This window comes from Brucella anthropi ATCC 49188, from assembly GCF_000017405.1.
Taxonomy (GTDB): domain Bacteria; phylum Pseudomonadota; class Alphaproteobacteria; order Rhizobiales; family Rhizobiaceae; genus Brucella; species Brucella anthropi.
Genome location: NC_009667.1, coordinates 2,631,064 through 2,647,427 on the forward strand (window position 1 = coordinate 2,631,064; position 16,364 = coordinate 2,647,427).

Below are 16,364 nucleotides of genomic sequence, written 5' to 3' on the forward strand. Positions count from 1 at the left end.
TGCAGACCGGCATGGCGACTTTTGGAACAGACACGAAGGATACATGCCGCATAGGCGAAGCTGTTACAAGTTGCCACCACGCGACATGCCGCCGCGTTTTTGCCCTTTCACTACCCCTTCTCACGCGCTAGTGATGTGCCGGGAAAAGGAGAACTGCACCATGCCCGTTCGGCTGAAGAAACTGATCGGCACTTTTTTGCTGGTTTCGCTGGTCATCATCTATGCGGTGTTCGCGACCATCATCGCCGTGGCGCATCTCGCTGAATCGAGCGCCTGGGTGCATCTCCTCTATTTCTTCGTGACCGGTATTCTCTGGGTTCTGCCAGCCATGGGCATCATCTGGTGGATGGCGCAACCGCCACGCAAGAAGCAACATTAATCCCATTTGAGGATGCTGCAGACGATGGCGGGTGAAGTTGCAGCGTACATTCTTACAGATTTCAGCGATATTAGCCGGCTCTGGAGCGATCCCGCGGCTATTCACGGTGCGCCACAATCGTTCGCATGGATCGATAGTTGGCGCGCAATCGTCAATGCCGACAGTTTCGTCATCGGGCTCTTTGACGGCGATGGTCCAATCCTGCTCGTGCCGCTGGAAGTCGTAAGCCAGAGCGGCGCGAAAATTGCGCGCTATCCCGGCGGGAGCCACGCCAATTGTAATTTCCCGTGGCTGCGGGAGGAACACGGTGTTCTCGGACGCGAGGCGGTCCAGCACTTGATCGAGGTAATCCGCAAAGCACGGCCCGACATCGATGCGCTGTCACTGACACGCCAGCTTTCTGAACTGCAAGGCGCGGCCAATCCTCTGCTCACTCTCGGAAAGGCGCCAAATCCAAATCCGGTGCTCGCCGCATCGCTCGGTGGTGGCTTCGATGCAGTGCTTGATCGCGCCAACCGCAAGAGAAAACTGAAAAAGCATCGTCAGCACAGTCGCCGTTATGAAGAAAGCGGTGGCTGGAGAGTAGCCCGGCCGCAAACTCGCGCGGAATCCGACACGGTTCTCGACCTCTATTTTGCGATGAAGGCCCAGCGTTTCCGGCAGATGGGGATCAATGACCCTTTCGCGGACGAGAATGTGCGCAATTTCTTCAAAGCTTTCTTCGGCGAAGGATTTGCGAAGGGGCGGAATCTGCATGAGCTGCGCTTTCTTGAAGTTGGAGGAACCGTGCGTTCGATCATCGGAAAGCTGCTTGGCGATACAGGCCCTACCGTCGAGTTCGCCGCGATCGCAGAAGACGAACTGACTTCCGCCAGTCCGGGTGAATTTCTCTTCTTCGAGGATATCAGCCGCAGTTGCGACGAAGGCCGTTCGATCTACAGTTTCGGTATCGGTGATGAGCCGTACAAGCGCGAATGGTGCGACATCGAGCTCACGATCTATGACACGCTGGTACCGCTTTCCGCCAAAGGAAAGCTTTTCACGGCGCTGCAATCAGTCCGCAATGCCATTGCCGGATGTCTCAAGCGCAATCCGCGTCTTTGGGGCCTTGCCAAGAAGCTGCGCAGCAGGTTCGCAAGAAGGTAGAGGTGCTTAGCAATCTGATTCAGGAACAAGGTCTAAGACGCTGTTCCAGAATCGTATTTGGCAATCAGACGGTTTCGTCCATCAGAATGACGACGTCTTCATAACCACCCTGATCGAGATCGAGAGCAGCCAGCGCAACGCCCTTGTCATCCGGATCGACGATACTCATCACCACTGCAGCAGGTCCATCGGCAATGCGTCGGATTTGTTCCGAAGATGACGGACCGCATTCCACCACAACAAAATCATAGACCGTTTCCAGCGCATCCAAAATGAGCGGTAACCGGTCGGCGGAACGCATGGCGGTTTCAGGATCGGCCTCACCCAGCGGAACGACATGCGCCTGCGAGAACCGGTCACTGTGGATGACCTCGTTGAAGCGGCGCTCGCCGGACAGAAGCTCGGTAATGCCGGGCAGATGCGTACCGTCCAGCATGGCAAGCCCGACAGTTCCCTGCGCGGTCATATCCACCAAAATTGCACGTTTTCCGCGGTCGGCGAATTCACGCAGCAGACGCACCGCTCCCGCCGACGCTTTATCACCCTCGGGAGAAACCACCACGATACGTTTCAGCTTTCCGCCGGACAGCAGATCGGCAACGGCCTCCACACCATTGGGATTACGTGGTCTCGTCTCGCGCTGTTTGGTCTCACCTTGCTTTATCATGGGAAACTCCTCCACGGATTTCCTCGTTTCGGAAACCGGCGGCTTCGCCGCAAACGGCATAGTCCATGAACGGCGTCGCGCCAGAATTGTTTCCTCGGAAACGCCATCACGGCGTTCAGCTCTGGACGGCGGCACGGCAGCCGCTTCAGCGGCAGCAGCAATAACCGGCATTTCGATTTCCTCGACGGCCGCAACCCTTTGACCATCCGTCGTCATGAACGCACGTCCGCTGAACAATTCACGCAAGAGAACGAAAATCGACAGCAAAAGCAGGCCAGCCGCAAAGGTTGAACCGACAATCGGCAATATCATTGGATAATAGGGAACTGCTGGTGCTTCGGCGGAAGAGAAAACCCGAGCATCAACCGGCACATAATTGCGGTCGGTGCGCGACGCAGCTTCGCGATAGCGCGTCAGATAGGTTTCCAGAAGCTGGCGCTGTGCCGTCGCCTCGCGCTCCAATGCGCGCAACTCAACTTCCTGATCGCCCGCTTGCGCCGCTTGTGCCTTCACGCGGTTGAGTTCACGATTGAGTTCTTCTTCGCGCAGCTTTGCCGTTGAGACTTCATTATCAAGACTAGCAACGAGCTTGCGGCCTTCAATCCTGATCTGCTGATCGAGATCGGCAAGCTGCGAGCGTAGTGCCTTGATGCGGGGATGCCCCTCCAGAAGTGTCGTCGAAAGGTCGGCGATCTGGGCGTTGAGCTGAATGCGTCTTTCCGCAAGGCGCTGCATCATGCCGGAAGCAACCACATCCGGCAGCGTATCGATGGGAGCACCGGAGGCCAGCGATTTACGAATGCTTTCCGCCTTTGCTTCTGCCGAAGCGCGGCTGGTGCGGACGCGTGTCAGTTCGGTTGAGACTTCCGAGAGCTGTTGTGTCGCAATCGTACTGTTGCTCTGCCCGGTCAAAAGCCCGCGCGAAGCACGATAATCCGCAACCTTCTTTTCCGCATCGCGGACGCGGTTGCGCAGGTCGTCAATCTCGGGTGCGAGCCAGCCGGTGGCATCGTCATTCGACTCCAGCTTCGCGGCCTGCTGAAACAGGATGTATTGATTGGCAAGCGCATTGGCGATGGTCTTCGCCGTCTCAGGACTTGCCGAATTATATTGCACCACGATGACGCGCGAGGCCGTCACGGCAAAAACCTGCATGTTCTTGCGAAGTTTCAGTAGAACGCGCTCTTCCGGTGTCAGCCGGGCGGGATCGGTGCGCATGCCGAGCATGATGAGAACGCGGGTCCACGGCTTCACTTCCGTCGTCGTGAAGGCTTCGTTGCTGGTCAGCTTGAGTTCGTCGGAGACTTTCTTGAGAAGATCGCCGGAGGAAAATACCTCGACCTGGCTCTTCACACCTTCGGCGTCGAAGACAGGCCGCTCGGCTGCTGTTTCGCCATTGGGGCGGGTATAGATGGATTCGCGGGCCTCGATCATGATGCGCGCTTCAGCGCGATAGTCCGGCGTCAGAAGAAGGCAGATGGCCCATGCTGCTGCTGCCATGAGAAGCGCACCAACGACAATGAACAGCCAGTGACGGCGCAAGCTGGAGAACAGCGCGCCGATATCAATATCTGCGTCCCTTGATAACGGATCGACTTCTGCCATTCCCCATTCTCCATGGACTTCGCGAGTGCGCTTGCGCGCGTGATCGCTCTCGCCCGCGTGGGGTAATGCACCCCCGAATCTGGCCGGAAGGTAAAGGAACAAGGTAACCAGAGGGTTAAACAGAAGAGGCTTCCAGCTTTTGCCAGACACAAAGTTTTTGCGCAGAGCCCTGTCTTCTTTACCAGCCATTAACCCTAATCAATCGATAACGCTTGCAACCGATATTCGTAATCGCGCTGTCAGTACCGCGTCGATTGCGTTCGTAAGAAATATTGCTTTTCGGAAGAACCGAGGCGGAAGATGACGGCGAAGACAATTCATAACAAGCGCAAAGGCCACGCTCTGCTCGTGGCGCTAGGCCTTGCCGCCATGACGCTTTCCGCATGCTCCAGCTATCGCCCTGCCCCGCCTGCGTTCCACGAGGCGCTGAACCAGCCTTACATGCTGGATGCTGGTGATCGCGTACGTATTACGGTGTTCGAGCAGCCGAGCCTCACGAATACCTATAGCGTCGATCAGGCTGGCTATATCGCCTTCCCGCTCGTCGGCAGCATTCCGGCACGCGGCAAAACGTCCAAGCAGCTTGAAGGCATCATCGCATCGAAGTTGCGTGGCGGTTATCTGCGCGACCCCGACGTCAGCGCGGAAATCGACCGCTATCGCCCGATCTTTGTGATGGGTGAAGTCGGCGCCGCTGGCCAGTATTCCTATGTTCCGGGCATGACCGCGCAGAAGGCAATCGCCGCTGCGGGTGGTTTCAGCCCACGTGCCAATCAGGAGAATGTCGACATCACGCGCCAGTTCAACGGCAAGGTTCTGACTGGTCGCGTGCTGATTTCCGATCCAATCCTGCCGGGCGACACGATCTATGTGCGCGAACGTCTGTTTTGATGGCGATTGATGGCTGATGACACCAATGCCTCCCCACTGCGTATCATCCACTGTTTCCGCGAACCGACCGGCGGGCTTTTCCGCCATGTTCGCGATCTCGTGGGCCTGCAGGCGGAAAAAGGCCACGCGGTCGGCATCGTCTGCGATGCAACGACAGGCGGCCCGCGCGAAGACGCGCTTCTGGAAGAATTACGGCCAAAGCTCACGCTCGGCCTTCATCGCATTGCCATGCAGCGCCATATCGGACTGGGCGACGCAGCCGCAGCGTACAAAGCATATCGCATCATCAAGAAATTGCAGCCGGACATATTGCACGGACATGGCGCCAAAGGTGGCGTCTATGCACGTTTGTTCGGCTCAGTCTTACGGGTTTTTAGGTCTCGCGTAGCCCGTATCTATTCACCGCATGGCGGTAGCCTGCATTTCGACCGGAAGACGCGCCGCGGCGGCGCTGTCTTTCTGGTTGAGAGAATGCTGGCTCCCATGACCGATGCAGTGATGTTCGTTTCCAACTTCGAAAAGCGTATCTACGAAGAAAAGGTAGGGCGGCCCTATGGCCTCCACGCCGTCGTTTATAACGGCCTGGCCGAGGACGAGTTCATCCCGGTTGCCGATACGCCCGATGCCAGCGATTTTCTCTTTGTCGGCACGATGCGTGAACTGAAGGGACCAGACCTCCTGATCCGTGCCCTTGCGCGCCTGCGCGACCAGCACCAGCGCATTTTCACTGCAACGATGGTGGGAGATGGTGCGGAAAAGCCCGATTTCATCAACCTGACCGACGAACAAGGAATTTCCGGACAAATTCGCTTTCTGCCCGGAATGGCTGCGCGAGAAGCTTTTGCTTTGGGGCGAATAATGGTGGTTCCATCGCGTGCCGAAGCATTTCCCTATATCGTGCTGGAAGCGCTCGCCGCCGGAAAGCCTGTCATCGCCAGCAATGTCGGCGGCATTCCCGAGGTGTTCGGACCTCGTTCCTCGGCGCTGGTGGAGCCTGAGGAGGAGGCACTTGCGAACAGGATGCTGGACGCTGCAGATGATCTCACAACGTTTCGAGCCGCAATGCCGGATGTGACCCGGCTGCACGAGCGCTTCAGCCAGCAATCCATGGCGCACTCGATCGAGACAATCTATTACGAGGCGCATCCGGATCGAGCCATCCCGGAAGACTGACGGATACTTCCGTCAGCCCACCATCGCAGCAAAGGGTTCGGACGCAGATACCGACCGCTCGAACTGTGACCGAAACCCACCACGCGCCGCAAAATAGATATAGTGGAATGCGTCGGCACGCCCGCCGATGAGCGAAATATCCTCGCGTTGCCATTCCCAGGACAGCATGTCGAGCTTGTCTTCGAATGGGTCTGATATGGTTGCCGACCAGAAAGCAGCAATGCCATTAGGCTTCAGTGCCCTTTTCACCAGCCTCAGACCGTCATCTTCATAGATTGCGCCATTGGCATCGCGGACGGTAAAATCCGGTCCATTATCCGTGTCCATCAATATGGCATCATATCGACCAGGCTCTGCGCGAAGAACATCCATCACGTCGGCGACCCGAACATCGACACGCGGATCGTTCAATGGATGGTTGGCCAGATGACCGATATGGGTCCGGTTCCACTCCACGATCTCGGGGACGAGCTCGCATACCGTGGCTCTGGCATCGGGTCCAAGCAGATCGAGTGCTGCCCGAAGTGTGAAGCCCATGCCAAGTCCGCCAATAAGCATATGCGACACTTTCCGTCCGTGCAGGCGAAGCGACCTTTCAGCCAGCACGGTCTCGGACTGGAAATTGACGTTGGACATCAATTCCAGGCCGTTATAGCGGATTTCATAGATGTGATCGCGTTTTCGCAACAAAATTTCATCGCCGGCATGATTGCCCGCTCTAGCCAGTTCGGCCCAGATAGTCATGATCAACCCTAGAGCGCCCTCCAAAACACTAGAACGGTTTAGATAAAGCGCCTTAAAACAAACAGTTAATGCGACCTTGAAAGATCGCAGCGTGAATTGCTGTCATCAGGATTTTTTGGGTCGCTGTGCGGTCAGGCGCGCAGCAACCCCATGACATCGTCTGATCTGGTGCCGATCAGGAGCGGAAACAAAGCTGGTCTGTTGGCGGCAACATGTGCCGAACAGTTTGACGGCAAAATGCCGCCCGCAGCTTTATCTTCCAACGGTTTCATATCACCGTCCTAGGCAATATAATGAGATAAGGCAAGCCTTGTACTGGCTTGGCTTGCGACAACTGGGCGTATCGGTTCCTGCGGCCAATGCTGTATCAATACGGACGGAGATCATGCTATTTTAGCCGTTACTAACAGTAACAGCTTTCAACCGAGTATTTAATTGAGTGTTTACCTAAGTCAAAAGCTTGTCACGCGACATTTATATTCTGCTTAGGATTCTCGGTCTAATTACTACGCTGTCATTTTACGATCAGGGGCAATGTTGTGCGAGATAATGATGCGCTTTCTCCTTTTGGCCGCAAAGCCATAGAAGCCAGCAGCAAGCAGGAGACCGGACAAGATTCCAAGCCGAAAGGCCCGGTGAAGCTTAGCCCACTGGCGCGCCAGATGGCTGAACAATATCAGCACGATACGTTTTCGCCGCTGATGCTGAGCGGCGTCATGCGCATGGTAGAGTTCGGGCTTGTGTTTTGCTCCGGCATTCTGAGTTTTCTGCTTTATGTCGGCATCCGCACACATCTGGTTTTCTACTATCCCCTTATCATGGTTGTGGGCGGTGCGCTTTTTGTCCTGCTGATGGAAATCAACGACGGTTACCAGATCAATATATTGCGTAGTCCTGGTCGCTATCTGCGGCGGCTTTTCATTAGTTGGGCAGCCGTGCTTGGCACCCTTGCCATTGCCGGTTTTCTGCTGAAAGCTTCGTCCGATTTCTCGCGCGGCTGGTTCCTTTATTGGGCGCTCAGCGCCTGCGTCCTGCTTTTAATTGCCCGTATCTTCGTCGCCTGGAAAATCAAGCGCTGGGCACGCAATGGCACAATGGAGCGCCGCGCTGTCATCGTCGGCGGCGGCCCCAATGCAGAAGCGCTTATCCGCTCGCTCGAACAGCAGCCTGACAACGATATCCGTATCTGCGGCATCTTCGATGACCGCGACGACAAGCGCTCTCCCCCCATCGTTGCTGGCTATCCCAAGCTCGGCAATATCAACGAACTGATCGAATTTGCCCGTATCGCCCACATCGACATGCTGATCGTATCGCTGCCGATCAGCGCCGAAGCCCGCGTGCTGGCACTACTCAAGAAGCTATGGGTTCTCCCGGTCGATATCCGGCTGTCAGCGCTCAACAACCACCTGCGCTTCCGCCCGCGCTCCTATTCCTATGTCGGCGCGGTGCCGATGCTGGATATTTTCGACAAGCCCATCAACGATTGGGATTCTGTTGCCAAGCGCATCTTCGACGTTGCCTTCAGCATTGTTGGCATCGTTCTTCTGTCGCCGATCATGATCGGCACGGCGATTGCCATCAAGCTGGACAGCAAGGGCCCTGTGATCTTCAAACAGAAGCGGCATGGCTTCAATAATGAAGTTATCAATGTCTGGAAGTTCCGGTCCATGTACACAGAGATGTGTGACCCTACCGCCAAGCAGGCAGTTACCAAAAACGACCCTCGCGTCACCCGCGTCGGACGCTTCATTCGCAAAGCCTCGATCGATGAGCTGCCGCAGTTCTTCAATGTTCTCGCCGGTTCCCTGTCGCTCGTCGGCCCGCGCCCGCATGCAGTCGCCGCCCATTCGCACAATGTGCTCTATAATGAGGTGGTGGATGGCTATTTCGCGCGTCACCGCGTGAAGCCGGGCGTTACCGGCTGGGCGCAGATCAACGGCTGGCGCGGCGAAATCGACAATGAGAACAAGATCCGCATGCGCACAGAGTTCGACCTTTACTATATCGAAAACTGGTCGCTCTGGCTCGATCTGAAAATCCTGTTCCTGACACCGATGCGACTTCTCAATACGGAAAACGCCTATTGACCAGCGTGGCGCAACGGTTTGACGGCAGTTCGCGTCCAGCCCTGATGCTGCCGGCAGATGTGGCGCGCAAACGCGCGCTCAACCGCCTCATCGCCAATATCGCAATCGGCTTCGGCGTTTTTCTGCTCGGCTTCGTGATGAGCGAGCCTGCGCCTTATGAACTCTATATGGTCGGCCTGATTGCGCTGGCACTATTGTTCGGACTGCGGTTGACCCGCACAAGCCTTGTGCTGCTCGCCCTGCTTGCTGTCTTCAATTTCGGCGGCATGATTTCGGTCATGCAGATGGCTGACGTCAAGAAAGCACCGCTTTATATCGCCGTCTCGCTGTTTCTGGCTTTCACATCGGTATTCTTCGCCGCTGTCATCGAAGGTGACCAACGGCGTCTGAAGACCATCTTCAACGCCTATCTTCTTGTCGGCGTGCTTTCTTCCGTCCTTGGCATTGCCGGTTATCTGAGCCTCTTTCCAGGCGCAGAAATCTTCACGCGCTACGGACGTGCGCAGGGCGCATTTCAGGACCCCAATGTCTACGGACCTTTCCTTATATTGCCGCTGACCTGGACGCTTTACCGCATCATGCGCGGGGGCTTTCGCGATATGGCCGTCTATCTGCCTTTCTGCTGCCTGCTGACGCTCGGCGTTCTGGTATCCTTTTCGCGCGCGGCCTGGGCGATGGTTCCCCTCTCCTTTGCCGTTCTGTTTGGCGTGCTCTTCCTGCAAAGCAACAGCAATCGTTTTCGGTTACGCCTGATAGTGATTGGTCTGCTTGCAGTTGTAACAATTACTCTCGCGATCCTGATTATCCTGCAAATCCCCGGCGTCGGCGATTTCTTCCGTGAGCGCGCGCGTCTCGAACAGAGCTATGACAGTGCAAGGCTTGGGCGTTTTGCGCGGCACTGGCTTGGAATGATCCTTGCGACACAGCATCCGCTTGGCATCGGACCGCTCGAGTTCGGGCCGATGTTCGGTGAGGATACACACAATGTCTGGCTCAAGGCCGTCCTTGACTATGGCTGGATCGGCTTCATCGCCTTTCTGGCGCTGACATTCCTGACACTCGGGATCGGTTTCAAGCTTCTGTTTCGCAATCGCCCCTGGCAGCCTTATCTTCTGGTTGCTTACGCAACCTATCTCGGGCATGTCCTGATCGGCAATGTCATCGACACCGATCACTGGCGCCACTTTTATCTGCTCTTCGGGATCATCTGGGGTTGCGCAGGGCTGGAATACAAGTATCAGCTTTCGCTGAAGCTCAGAGAACGCTCAGGAGAGCAGAAACTTGCAATTCGCGATATACGCCGCAGCAGCCCTCTTTGAAATCGCCGGATGCTTCGCCTTCTGGGCATGGCTGAAGCTCGACAAGTCACCGCTTTGGCTGGCACCCGGCATGGTATGCCTCGCATTGTTCGCCTATCTGCTCACCCTGATTGAAAGCAACGTGGCCGGTCGCGCTTATGCAGCCTATGGTGGCATCTATATCATCGCGTCGATTTTGTGGATCTGGTTTGCCGAAGGAGCGCGCCCCGATCGCTGGGATGTGGTCGGCGCATGCACGGCTTTTGCAGGCACATGCATCATACTTTTCGCACCGCGATCCTGATGCTCAGAACCATGCATGAATGTTATGTGCAATTTGCCAGTTTCGAGAAATTATCCCTTGCGTGCCAAGTCGTTATAATCTACGGCTTTCCCCGGCTCGGAGCGTAGCGCAGCCCGGTAGCGCACTTGACTGGGGGTCAAGGGGTCGTGGGTTCGAATCCCGCCGCTCCGACCATTTTTCTTCCCCAAACCTTTATTTTCATACGATCTTTCCTTTGCACACAACGTGCAAATCGGATTAGCTCTGCCATGATTGCATGGAGGAGAGCATGAAGAACGCCCTGATCACTGGTGGCAGTCGCGGCATTGGTCGCGCTACCGTTCTGCGCAGCGCAGCGCAAGGCTGGTCTGTGGCTCTGAACTATGCGGGGAACGAACAGGCTGCGCAGCAAACGGTGACTGAGGCAGCGAAGCTTGGTGCGAAGGCGCTTGCGATCCAGGGCGACATATCCAGAGAACAAGACGTGATCGCCATGTTCGACAAGGCGGAGGCCGATCTTGGTCCGCTGAAAGGCGTCGTCCTGAATGCCGGTATCGTTGCTCAGACCATGCCGCTTGCGGATATGAGTGCTGATCGTCTGAAAATGATGTTCGACGTGAATGTTTACGGCACCTATCTATGCGCCCGCGAAGCAGCCCGGCGCTTGCAGCCAGACAGTGCCATAGTCATCGTGTCATCGATGGCATCGCGACTTGGATCGCCGTTTGAATATGTAGATTATGCCGGAGCGAAAGGCGCACTTGATACGCTGACCACTGGCCTGTCGAAAGAGCTGGCGCCGAAAGGCATTCGCGTCAATGCCGTGCGTCCAGGCCTGATCGATACCGACATCCATGCCAGTGGCGGCAATCCGGATCGCGCGGCGAGGTTGGGCGCCGGTACCCCTATTGGACGCGCCGGCAAGGCAGAGGAAGTCGCGGAAGCCATTTTCTGGCTGCTCAACGACGCCCCCGCCTATGTAACCGGAACATTCATCGACGTTGCCGGTGGGCGTTAGTACTAAACCGCCTCAATCTATTTCTCACGCAGCTGATAGGTTTCCGCAACGTAGCGATAGCCCTCGCCTTCCCGCTTGAGATAGGCCAGTGCCGGAAACGGCATATGATAACCGATGAAAGGAAGCCTGTCGGTGGCGATCATGTCAAACATGCGCTTGCGGGTCTGGACGGCAGCATCCTTATCGATATCGAAGGAAACGTGCCATTCGGGCCGCTGCAACGTAATGACGAAATGGTTCGCCGTATCCGAGACCAACATCAACGATTTGCCGCCCGTTTCGACCCTGAAAGCCAGATGACCCGGCGTGTGGCCATAAGCTGCCACCGAATGAATACCGGAAATGACTTCGCTATCATCGCCCAGGAACGTCATCTTCTCCGCGAGAGGCTTGACGTTTTTGGCCACCATTTCAGCAACGGTCTTGGCGGGGCTGTCGAGCCGCGCGGGATCGGTCCAGAAGTCGAATTCCTTCTGTCCGGTGGCGTAGCGCGCATTGGCGAAGGCTGGCTTGCCGTCTTCCATCAGTCCACCAATATGATCAGGGTGGAAATGGCTCAATACGACCAGAGACACATCGTCCGTCTTGTAGCCCGAAGCTTCAAGCGCACTGGCCAGCTTGCCCAATCCCGCTCCGCGGGCACCTGCTCCCATGCCGGTGTCAAACAGAACAAGCTCCTTGCCTGTATTGATGAGCACTGGCGTGAAGCTGTTGACGAAGCGGTCGGCGGGCAGAAGATTTTCCTCAAGAAGTGCGGCAACCACTTTCGGGTCCTGATCGACCGCATATGTCTTTTCGGGCGCTTCGCCGACTCGGCGCCCATCGGAAAGCGTGGTGATCTCAAAATCACCAAACTGAAAGCGATGGAAGCCCGGATTTTCTACCTGTGAAGGGGTTAGCACTTTAGGACTGCCTGTTTCGGCTGCCGCCTTGTTGAGCTCCAAAGGCGTTAAAGCCAATCCGGCCCCGGCAGCAGATGCTGTAACAATGAAATTACGTCTTGAGATGGTCATCAATCGATCTCCCGGCATAATCTATGGATAAGAACGACAGGATACCCGAAAAAGCTCCCTGATCCATGGGATACGCGATCAAGTTTCTGTTGGCGCGATATGGACGACGCCCTCTTGCCTCTCCGCTCAAGAATCACTATTTACAGGGCCGCGCGGGACGACCCGCGCCAGTGTTCGCATCGGGGACGGCCCCATAGGAGGGTGTCCTATGGCAGGGCCGATCGAACAGTTCGCAATCAAGCCCATCGTTGAACTTGGCGAAATCGGCGGCCAGCCGGTTGCTTTCACCAATTCGGCACTCTTCATGGTGCTGACGGTGCTGGGCGCGGCTGCGTTCATGTTTCTGTCGTCCCGCAGGGGCACCGTTGTGCCAGGGCGCTGGCAGTCCTCAGCCGAGATCCTCTACGAATTCGTGTCGAAGACATTGCGCGAGAACGCCGGGGAAAAGGGTATGGCTTTCTTCCCCCTCGTCTTCTCGTTGTTTCTGTTCATCCTGTTTGCCAATCTGATCGGCATGTTCCCCTATGCCTTCACCGTGACAAGCCACATCATCGTAACGTTCGCGCTTGCGATGCTGGTCTTCCTGACGGTCACGATCTACGGTCTCGTTCGACACGGGTTCAGGTTCTTCCGACTGTTCATGCCTGCGGGCGTACCGGTTGTGCTGGCGCCGATCATCGTGCCGATCGAGATCATGTCCTATATCTCGCGTCCGGTCAGTCATTCGGTTCGTCTGTTCGCCGTCATGCTTGCAGGGCACATTACGCTGAAAGTCTTTGCGGGGTTTGTCATCGGGCTGGGCAGTCTAGGAACGCTCGGCATGCTAACCGCTGTGCTGCCACTTGCAATGACCGTTGCGCTGACCGCACTCGAATTGCTGATGGCAGTTATTCAGGCTTACGTATTTACTATGCTGACCTGCATGTATCTCAACGATGCACTGCATCCGTCGCACTGATTAGAGTGCCGTGCGCAGTGACTTCACGGGAAGGACGGCCTTCCCGCTTCTTCAACGAACGGGACGGCCCGTTCAGAACCCTTGTGAGGGAGCATTAGAATGGCATGGATTTATCTGGGACTGGCCGGAATTCTTGAGGTCATCTGGGCCTATTTCATGAAAAAGTCGGAAGGCTTTTCCCTTCTGACACCGAGCGCCATCACCATCGTGACGATGATCGGCAGCTTCATTCTGCTTTCCATCGCCATGCGCAGCCTGCCGCTAGGAACAGCCTATGCGATCTGGACCGGCATCGGTGCGGTGGGTGCGTTTCTGGTGGGCATTTTCATTCTCGGTGAGGCTGCAACCTTCTTCCGCGTTGCAAGCGTGACACTGATCCTCGCCGGCATCATCGGATTGAAACTCTCGTCCAGCTGATTCAATCCGCGTACAAAAGCAAAGGGAGGCGAAAGCCTCCCTTTTTCATGCGGTCAGAAATCGATCAGCGCACCTGATCGAGAAGACGCTTGCATTCGAGAAGATCGAACAACGCCTCCTGCAGAAGCGAGCGGTTGTCCTTTGAAGGCCGCTTTCCATCAGCTCCGATGGGGCCATCCTCCTCGCCCTTCAAGAGACCGAAGAGCTTGCGCGCCGGTTGCGGCGCCTTGATGCCGCTCGGCAGAGCCATTTCATTGTCAGCCGCCTCTTCGGCAGCCCGCTTATCAGCGGCAGCCTGCTTCTGGCGCGTAATCGCCTCAATCGCCTGAACGTCGCCATTGCCAAGCGCGATGATAAACTGTGCATTGTTTTCGCGAAGAAGACGCTGCACACCCTTGATCGTATAGCCCTGATCATAGAGCAGATGGCGAATGCCCTTGAGCAATTCGACATCGAGCGGCCGGTAATATCGGCGACCGCCGCCCCGCTTCATAGGCTTGATCTGGGTAAAGCGCGTTTCCCAGAAACGCAGCACATGCTGCGGAAGATCAAGATCATCCGCTACTTCACTGATCGTCCTGAATGCATCAGGGCTCTTGTCCATCCACTTGCCCTTTCCAGTGGTTCAGGTTTCGCCGTTGCGGCGCAACCTCGCCGATCCAGATAGTTCAACTCGCTGCCAACGCGAACGCGTCTGTAACACGAAAGGCGCTTGTTACCATCGGATTTTAGAAGACGGGAGTTAACAAACTCCAGCGTGCGGAAAGACACGGCGCAAACGTCATTCAAAACCGGACGGTGTGCAACACGAACTCTCTCTGAAAAGCCAGCCGCTTTCCAGATTTCAATATCAGCGAAGCGATTCGCTCCACTGAATCCATTATATAATATCAGAGCTTTATAAGCATCCCTTCATGCGAAGCCGAAAGCAGCATGGCCAGTTCGTGGCAAAGGACTATTATGACGGTTGCAACCAACACAAAAAACAGCCGTCCTGCACGCGACCATAAGTCAGGCGCAAAAGGGATGCCAGTTTTACAAGGATGGTGCCAAAACAAAATGCTGCCCGATGGGCAGCATGCTAGTGGTCTGATTCCGACATTTGCATCCCTCGGATATGAGCGCTGAGCAAATGTCGAGATCAAAAAGACCACTGGTAACTTTATGAATCTAGTAGATTTTTCGAGTTTGACGTTTGAAACGTGATCTATATCGGACGGGTATCAAACGTCAAACTCAATCCACTAGCAATTACTTCTGGCTTTTGGTTTCACGCTTCTGATGTTCCTGCAGAATACGCTGCTTGAGAACGTTGGAAGCTTTGAAAGTCATCACACGACGGGGAAGAATTGGAACCTCCTCGCCTGTTTTCGGATTACGGCCAATGCGCTCGTTCTTGTCGCGAACCTGAAATGTCGCAAAAGACGACAACTTCACGGTTTCACCGTTGACGATAGCGTCACAGACTTCATCGAGAATCATCTCGACAAGAGCCGCCGACTCCGTTCTGGAAAGGCCTACCTTCCGGTAAACAGCCTCTGCCAGATCAGCTCGCGTGACCGTCTTACCTCCCATGACCGAACCTGCCTGGTTAGCGTTTGAACAGATAATATCCTTACGTGACAGGACGTTACACAAATAAAAGCGCAACGGTCAAGCCGCGAGTTTCCTCACGGCAGATCAAATTTGTCGCTTACCAGCGCAACAGAACCGCGCCCCACGTGAATCCGCCACCCATTGCCTCCAGAAGAACGAGGTCGCCCTTCTTGATGCGGCCGTCCGCAACGGCGGTCGCGAGCGCCAGTGGAACCGACGCCGCAGACGTGTTGCCGTGGCGATCCACTGTGATGACAACCTTGCCTTCAGCGATATTCAGCTTCTTGGCGGAAGCATCGATAATGCGCTTGTTGGCCTGATGCGGGACGAACCAGTCGATATCCTCGGCTGTAAGGCCGGTTTCCTCGAAAGATGCCTCGATAACGTCCGTAATCATGCCGACTGCATGTTTGAAGACTTCGCGGCCTTCCATGCGGAGGTGACCAACAGTCTGGGTCGTTGACGGGCCGCCATCCACAAAAAGTTTTTCCTTGTGGTTGCCGTCCGAGCGCAGATTGGCGGCGAGAACGCCACGATCCGAGGTCAGCCCGTTACCTTCGGCAGCTTCGAGAACCAATGCGCCGGCACCATCGCCAAACAGAACGCAGGTCGTGCGGTCATTCCAGTCGAGGATGCGCGAGAAGGTTTCCGCGCCGATGACCAGAACGCGCTTCGCCATGCCGCCGCGAATATAGAGATCAGCCGTCGTGATGGCATAGATGAAGCCGCTGCACACGGCCTGCATATCGAAGGCAAAACCCTTGGTGATTCCCAGTTCGCGCTGGATTTCCACGGCACTTGCCGGAAAGGTATGGTTAGGCGTCGAGGTTGCCAGCAGAACAAGATCGATATCAGTCGGCTGCAAGCCGGCATTCTCGATTGCTGCGCGGGCCGCAGCCGTGCCAAGCGAAACCGTGGTTTCGTCATCGCCTGCAATGTGGCGCTCACGGATACCCGTGCGCTGCACGATCCACTCGTCGGAGGTTTCGATAATACCTTCGAAATCGGTATTCTTCATGACCCGCTTCGGCAAAGCCGAACCGATACCCCGCACGACAGATCTTATCATCTCTTATTTCCTGTCCT

The 16,364-nt window shown here is 55.9% G+C and carries 17 protein-coding genes and 1 tRNA gene; 11 read left to right on the forward strand and 7 right to left on the reverse strand.

Going from position 1 to position 16,364, the window contains the following annotated elements; genetic code table 11:
- The first annotated feature begins 160 nt into the window (after positions 1-160).
- Positions 161-379, forward strand: a complete 219-nt coding sequence (locus OANT_RS12985; RefSeq protein ID WP_010661115.1) for a DUF2842 domain-containing protein — start codon at positions 161-163, stop codon at positions 377-379.
- A 24-nt stretch (positions 380-403) separates the two neighbouring features.
- Complete coding sequence (locus OANT_RS12990; protein WP_012092326.1) at positions 404-1,525, forward strand: GNAT family N-acetyltransferase; 1,122 nt, start codon at positions 404-406, stop codon at positions 1,523-1,525.
- A 64-nt stretch (positions 1,526-1,589) separates the two neighbouring features.
- On the opposite strand, the gene OANT_RS12995 is transcribed toward OANT_RS12990, so the two are convergent.
- Positions 1,590-3,797, reverse strand: coding sequence for a GumC family protein (locus OANT_RS12995; protein WP_012092327.1), 2,208 nt, complete (start codon positions 3,795-3,797; stop codon positions 1,590-1,592).
- A gap of 300 nt (positions 3,798-4,097) precedes the next feature.
- Between OANT_RS12995 and OANT_RS13000 the strand changes: the two genes are divergently transcribed.
- Together OANT_RS13000 and OANT_RS13005 are read left to right on the forward strand one after the other, a co-directional pair.
- Positions 4,098-4,688 (forward strand): polysaccharide biosynthesis/export family protein, encoded by a 591-nt coding sequence (locus OANT_RS13000; RefSeq protein WP_012092328.1) that lies wholly within the window; start codon positions 4,098-4,100, stop codon positions 4,686-4,688.
- A 9-nt stretch (positions 4,689-4,697) separates the two neighbouring features.
- Positions 4,698-5,861, forward strand: a complete 1,164-nt coding sequence (locus tag OANT_RS13005; protein ID WP_012092329.1) for a glycosyltransferase family 4 protein — start codon at positions 4,698-4,700, stop codon at positions 5,859-5,861.
- 12 nt (positions 5,862-5,873) lie between these two features.
- On the opposite strand, the gene OANT_RS13010 is transcribed toward OANT_RS13005, so the two are convergent.
- Both OANT_RS13010 and OANT_RS26750 read right to left on the reverse strand, forming a co-directional pair.
- The gene (locus OANT_RS13010) at positions 5,874-6,605 is read right to left on the reverse strand and encodes a spermidine synthase (RefSeq protein WP_012092330.1); all 732 of its coding nucleotides are present in this window, start codon (positions 6,603-6,605) and stop codon (positions 5,874-5,876) included.
- A gap of 131 nt (positions 6,606-6,736) precedes the next feature.
- Entirely contained in the window at positions 6,737-6,877 is a 141-nt protein-coding gene (locus OANT_RS26750; protein ID WP_155243290.1) for a hypothetical protein, read from the reverse strand.
- Between the two features lie 267 nt (positions 6,878-7,144).
- Here OANT_RS26750 and OANT_RS13015 point away from each other — a divergent pair, with 267 nt between their 5' ends.
- The 5 genes from OANT_RS13015 (at position 7,145) to OANT_RS13035 (ending at position 11,294) form a co-directional block, all read left to right on the forward strand.
- Positions 7,145-8,695 (forward strand): undecaprenyl-phosphate glucose phosphotransferase, encoded by a 1,551-nt coding sequence (locus OANT_RS13015; RefSeq protein WP_010661109.1) that lies wholly within the window; start codon positions 7,145-7,147, stop codon positions 8,693-8,695.
- Positions 8,692-10,014: an O-antigen ligase family protein gene (locus tag OANT_RS13020; protein WP_041545201.1), complete on the forward strand. Its 1,323-nt coding sequence runs from the start codon at positions 8,692-8,694 to the stop codon at positions 10,012-10,014. The genes OANT_RS13015 and OANT_RS13020 overlap by 4 nt, the downstream gene beginning before the upstream one ends.
- The gene (locus OANT_RS13025; RefSeq protein WP_006466505.1) at positions 9,977-10,297 is read left to right on the forward strand and encodes a YnfA family protein; all 321 of its coding nucleotides are present in this window, start codon (positions 9,977-9,979) and stop codon (positions 10,295-10,297) included. The genes OANT_RS13020 and OANT_RS13025 overlap by 38 nt, the downstream gene beginning before the upstream one ends.
- Before the next feature lie 97 nt (positions 10,298-10,394).
- Positions 10,395-10,471 (forward strand) — tRNA-Pro (locus OANT_RS13030).
- A 94-nt stretch (positions 10,472-10,565) separates the two neighbouring features.
- A complete protein-coding gene (locus tag OANT_RS13035) occupies positions 10,566-11,294 on the forward strand; it encodes an SDR family oxidoreductase (protein ID WP_012092332.1) in 729 nt (242 codons plus the stop codon).
- 17 nt (positions 11,295-11,311) lie between these two features.
- Here OANT_RS13035 and OANT_RS13040 read toward each other — a convergent pair whose 3' ends face one another.
- Positions 11,312-12,307: an MBL fold metallo-hydrolase gene (locus OANT_RS13040; protein ID WP_012092333.1), complete on the reverse strand. Its 996-nt coding sequence runs from the start codon at positions 12,305-12,307 to the stop codon at positions 11,312-11,314.
- A gap of 208 nt (positions 12,308-12,515) precedes the next feature.
- On the opposite strand from OANT_RS13040, the gene OANT_RS13045 reads away from it, so the two are divergent.
- Positions 12,516-13,265, forward strand: a complete 750-nt coding sequence (locus tag OANT_RS13045) for a F0F1 ATP synthase subunit A (protein WP_012092334.1) — start codon at positions 12,516-12,518, stop codon at positions 13,263-13,265.
- A 99-nt stretch (positions 13,266-13,364) separates the two neighbouring features.
- Positions 13,365-13,682, forward strand: coding sequence for a quaternary ammonium compound efflux SMR transporter SugE (sugE, locus tag OANT_RS13050; RefSeq protein ID WP_010661104.1), 318 nt, complete (start codon positions 13,365-13,367; stop codon positions 13,680-13,682).
- Between the two features lie 64 nt (positions 13,683-13,746).
- Here the strand turns inward: sugE and OANT_RS13055 are convergent, their stop codons facing one another.
- The 3 genes from OANT_RS13055 to OANT_RS13065 all read right to left on the reverse strand — a co-directional run bounded on the left by OANT_RS13055 (position 13,747) and on the right by OANT_RS13065 (position 16,347).
- Positions 13,747-14,286 carry a MerR family transcriptional regulator gene (locus OANT_RS13055; protein WP_010661103.1) on the reverse strand — a complete coding sequence of 180 codons (540 nt, stop codon included), beginning with the start codon at positions 14,284-14,286 and terminating at the stop codon, positions 13,747-13,749.
- Positions 14,287-14,933: 647 nt separating this feature from the next.
- Positions 14,934-15,257: an integration host factor subunit alpha gene (locus tag OANT_RS13060; protein WP_010661102.1), complete on the reverse strand. Its 324-nt coding sequence runs from the start codon at positions 15,255-15,257 to the stop codon at positions 14,934-14,936.
- Positions 15,258-15,375: 118 nt separating this feature from the next.
- A complete protein-coding gene (locus OANT_RS13065) occupies positions 15,376-16,347 on the reverse strand; it encodes a beta-ketoacyl-ACP synthase III (RefSeq protein ID WP_010661101.1) in 972 nt (323 codons plus the stop codon).
- Positions 16,348-16,364: the final 17 nt, after the last annotated feature.

Bases quoted from the DNA above. Each gene is read 5' to 3' on its own strand.
- OANT_RS12985 (WP_010661115.1), top strand. From the start codon at position 161: ATGCCCGTTCGGCTGAAGAAACTGATCGGCACTTTTTTGCTGGTTTCG.
- OANT_RS13000 (WP_012092328.1), top strand. From the start codon at position 4,098: ATGACGGCGAAGACAATTCATAACAAGCGCAAAGGCCACGCTCTGCTC.
- OANT_RS13040 (WP_012092333.1), bottom strand. From the start codon at position 12,307: ATGACCATCTCAAGACGTAATTTCATTGTTACAGCATCTGCTGCCGGG.
- OANT_RS13045 (WP_012092334.1), top strand. From the start codon at position 12,516: ATGGCAGGGCCGATCGAACAGTTCGCAATCAAGCCCATCGTTGAACTT.
- OANT_RS13010 (WP_012092330.1), bottom strand. From the start codon at position 6,605: ATGACTATCTGGGCCGAACTGGCTAGAGCGGGCAATCATGCCGGCGAT.
- OANT_RS13065 (WP_010661101.1), bottom strand. From the start codon at position 16,347: ATGATAAGATCTGTCGTGCGGGGTATCGGTTCGGCTTTGCCGAAGCGG.
- OANT_RS26750 (WP_155243290.1), bottom strand. From the start codon at position 6,877: ATGAAACCGTTGGAAGATAAAGCTGCGGGCGGCATTTTGCCGTCAAAC.
- OANT_RS13005 (WP_012092329.1), top strand. From the start codon at position 4,698: ATGGCTGATGACACCAATGCCTCCCCACTGCGTATCATCCACTGTTTC.
- OANT_RS12995 (WP_012092327.1), bottom strand. From the start codon at position 3,797: ATGGCAGAAGTCGATCCGTTATCAAGGGACGCAGATATTGATATCGGC.
- OANT_RS12990 (WP_012092326.1), top strand. From the start codon at position 404: ATGGCGGGTGAAGTTGCAGCGTACATTCTTACAGATTTCAGCGATATT.
- OANT_RS13060 (WP_010661102.1), bottom strand. From the start codon at position 15,257: ATGGGAGGTAAGACGGTCACGCGAGCTGATCTGGCAGAGGCTGTTTAC.
- OANT_RS13035 (WP_012092332.1), top strand. From the start codon at position 10,566: ATGAAGAACGCCCTGATCACTGGTGGCAGTCGCGGCATTGGTCGCGCT.
- sugE (WP_010661104.1), top strand. From the start codon at position 13,365: ATGGCATGGATTTATCTGGGACTGGCCGGAATTCTTGAGGTCATCTGG.
- OANT_RS13055 (WP_010661103.1), bottom strand. From the start codon at position 14,286: ATGGACAAGAGCCCTGATGCATTCAGGACGATCAGTGAAGTAGCGGAT.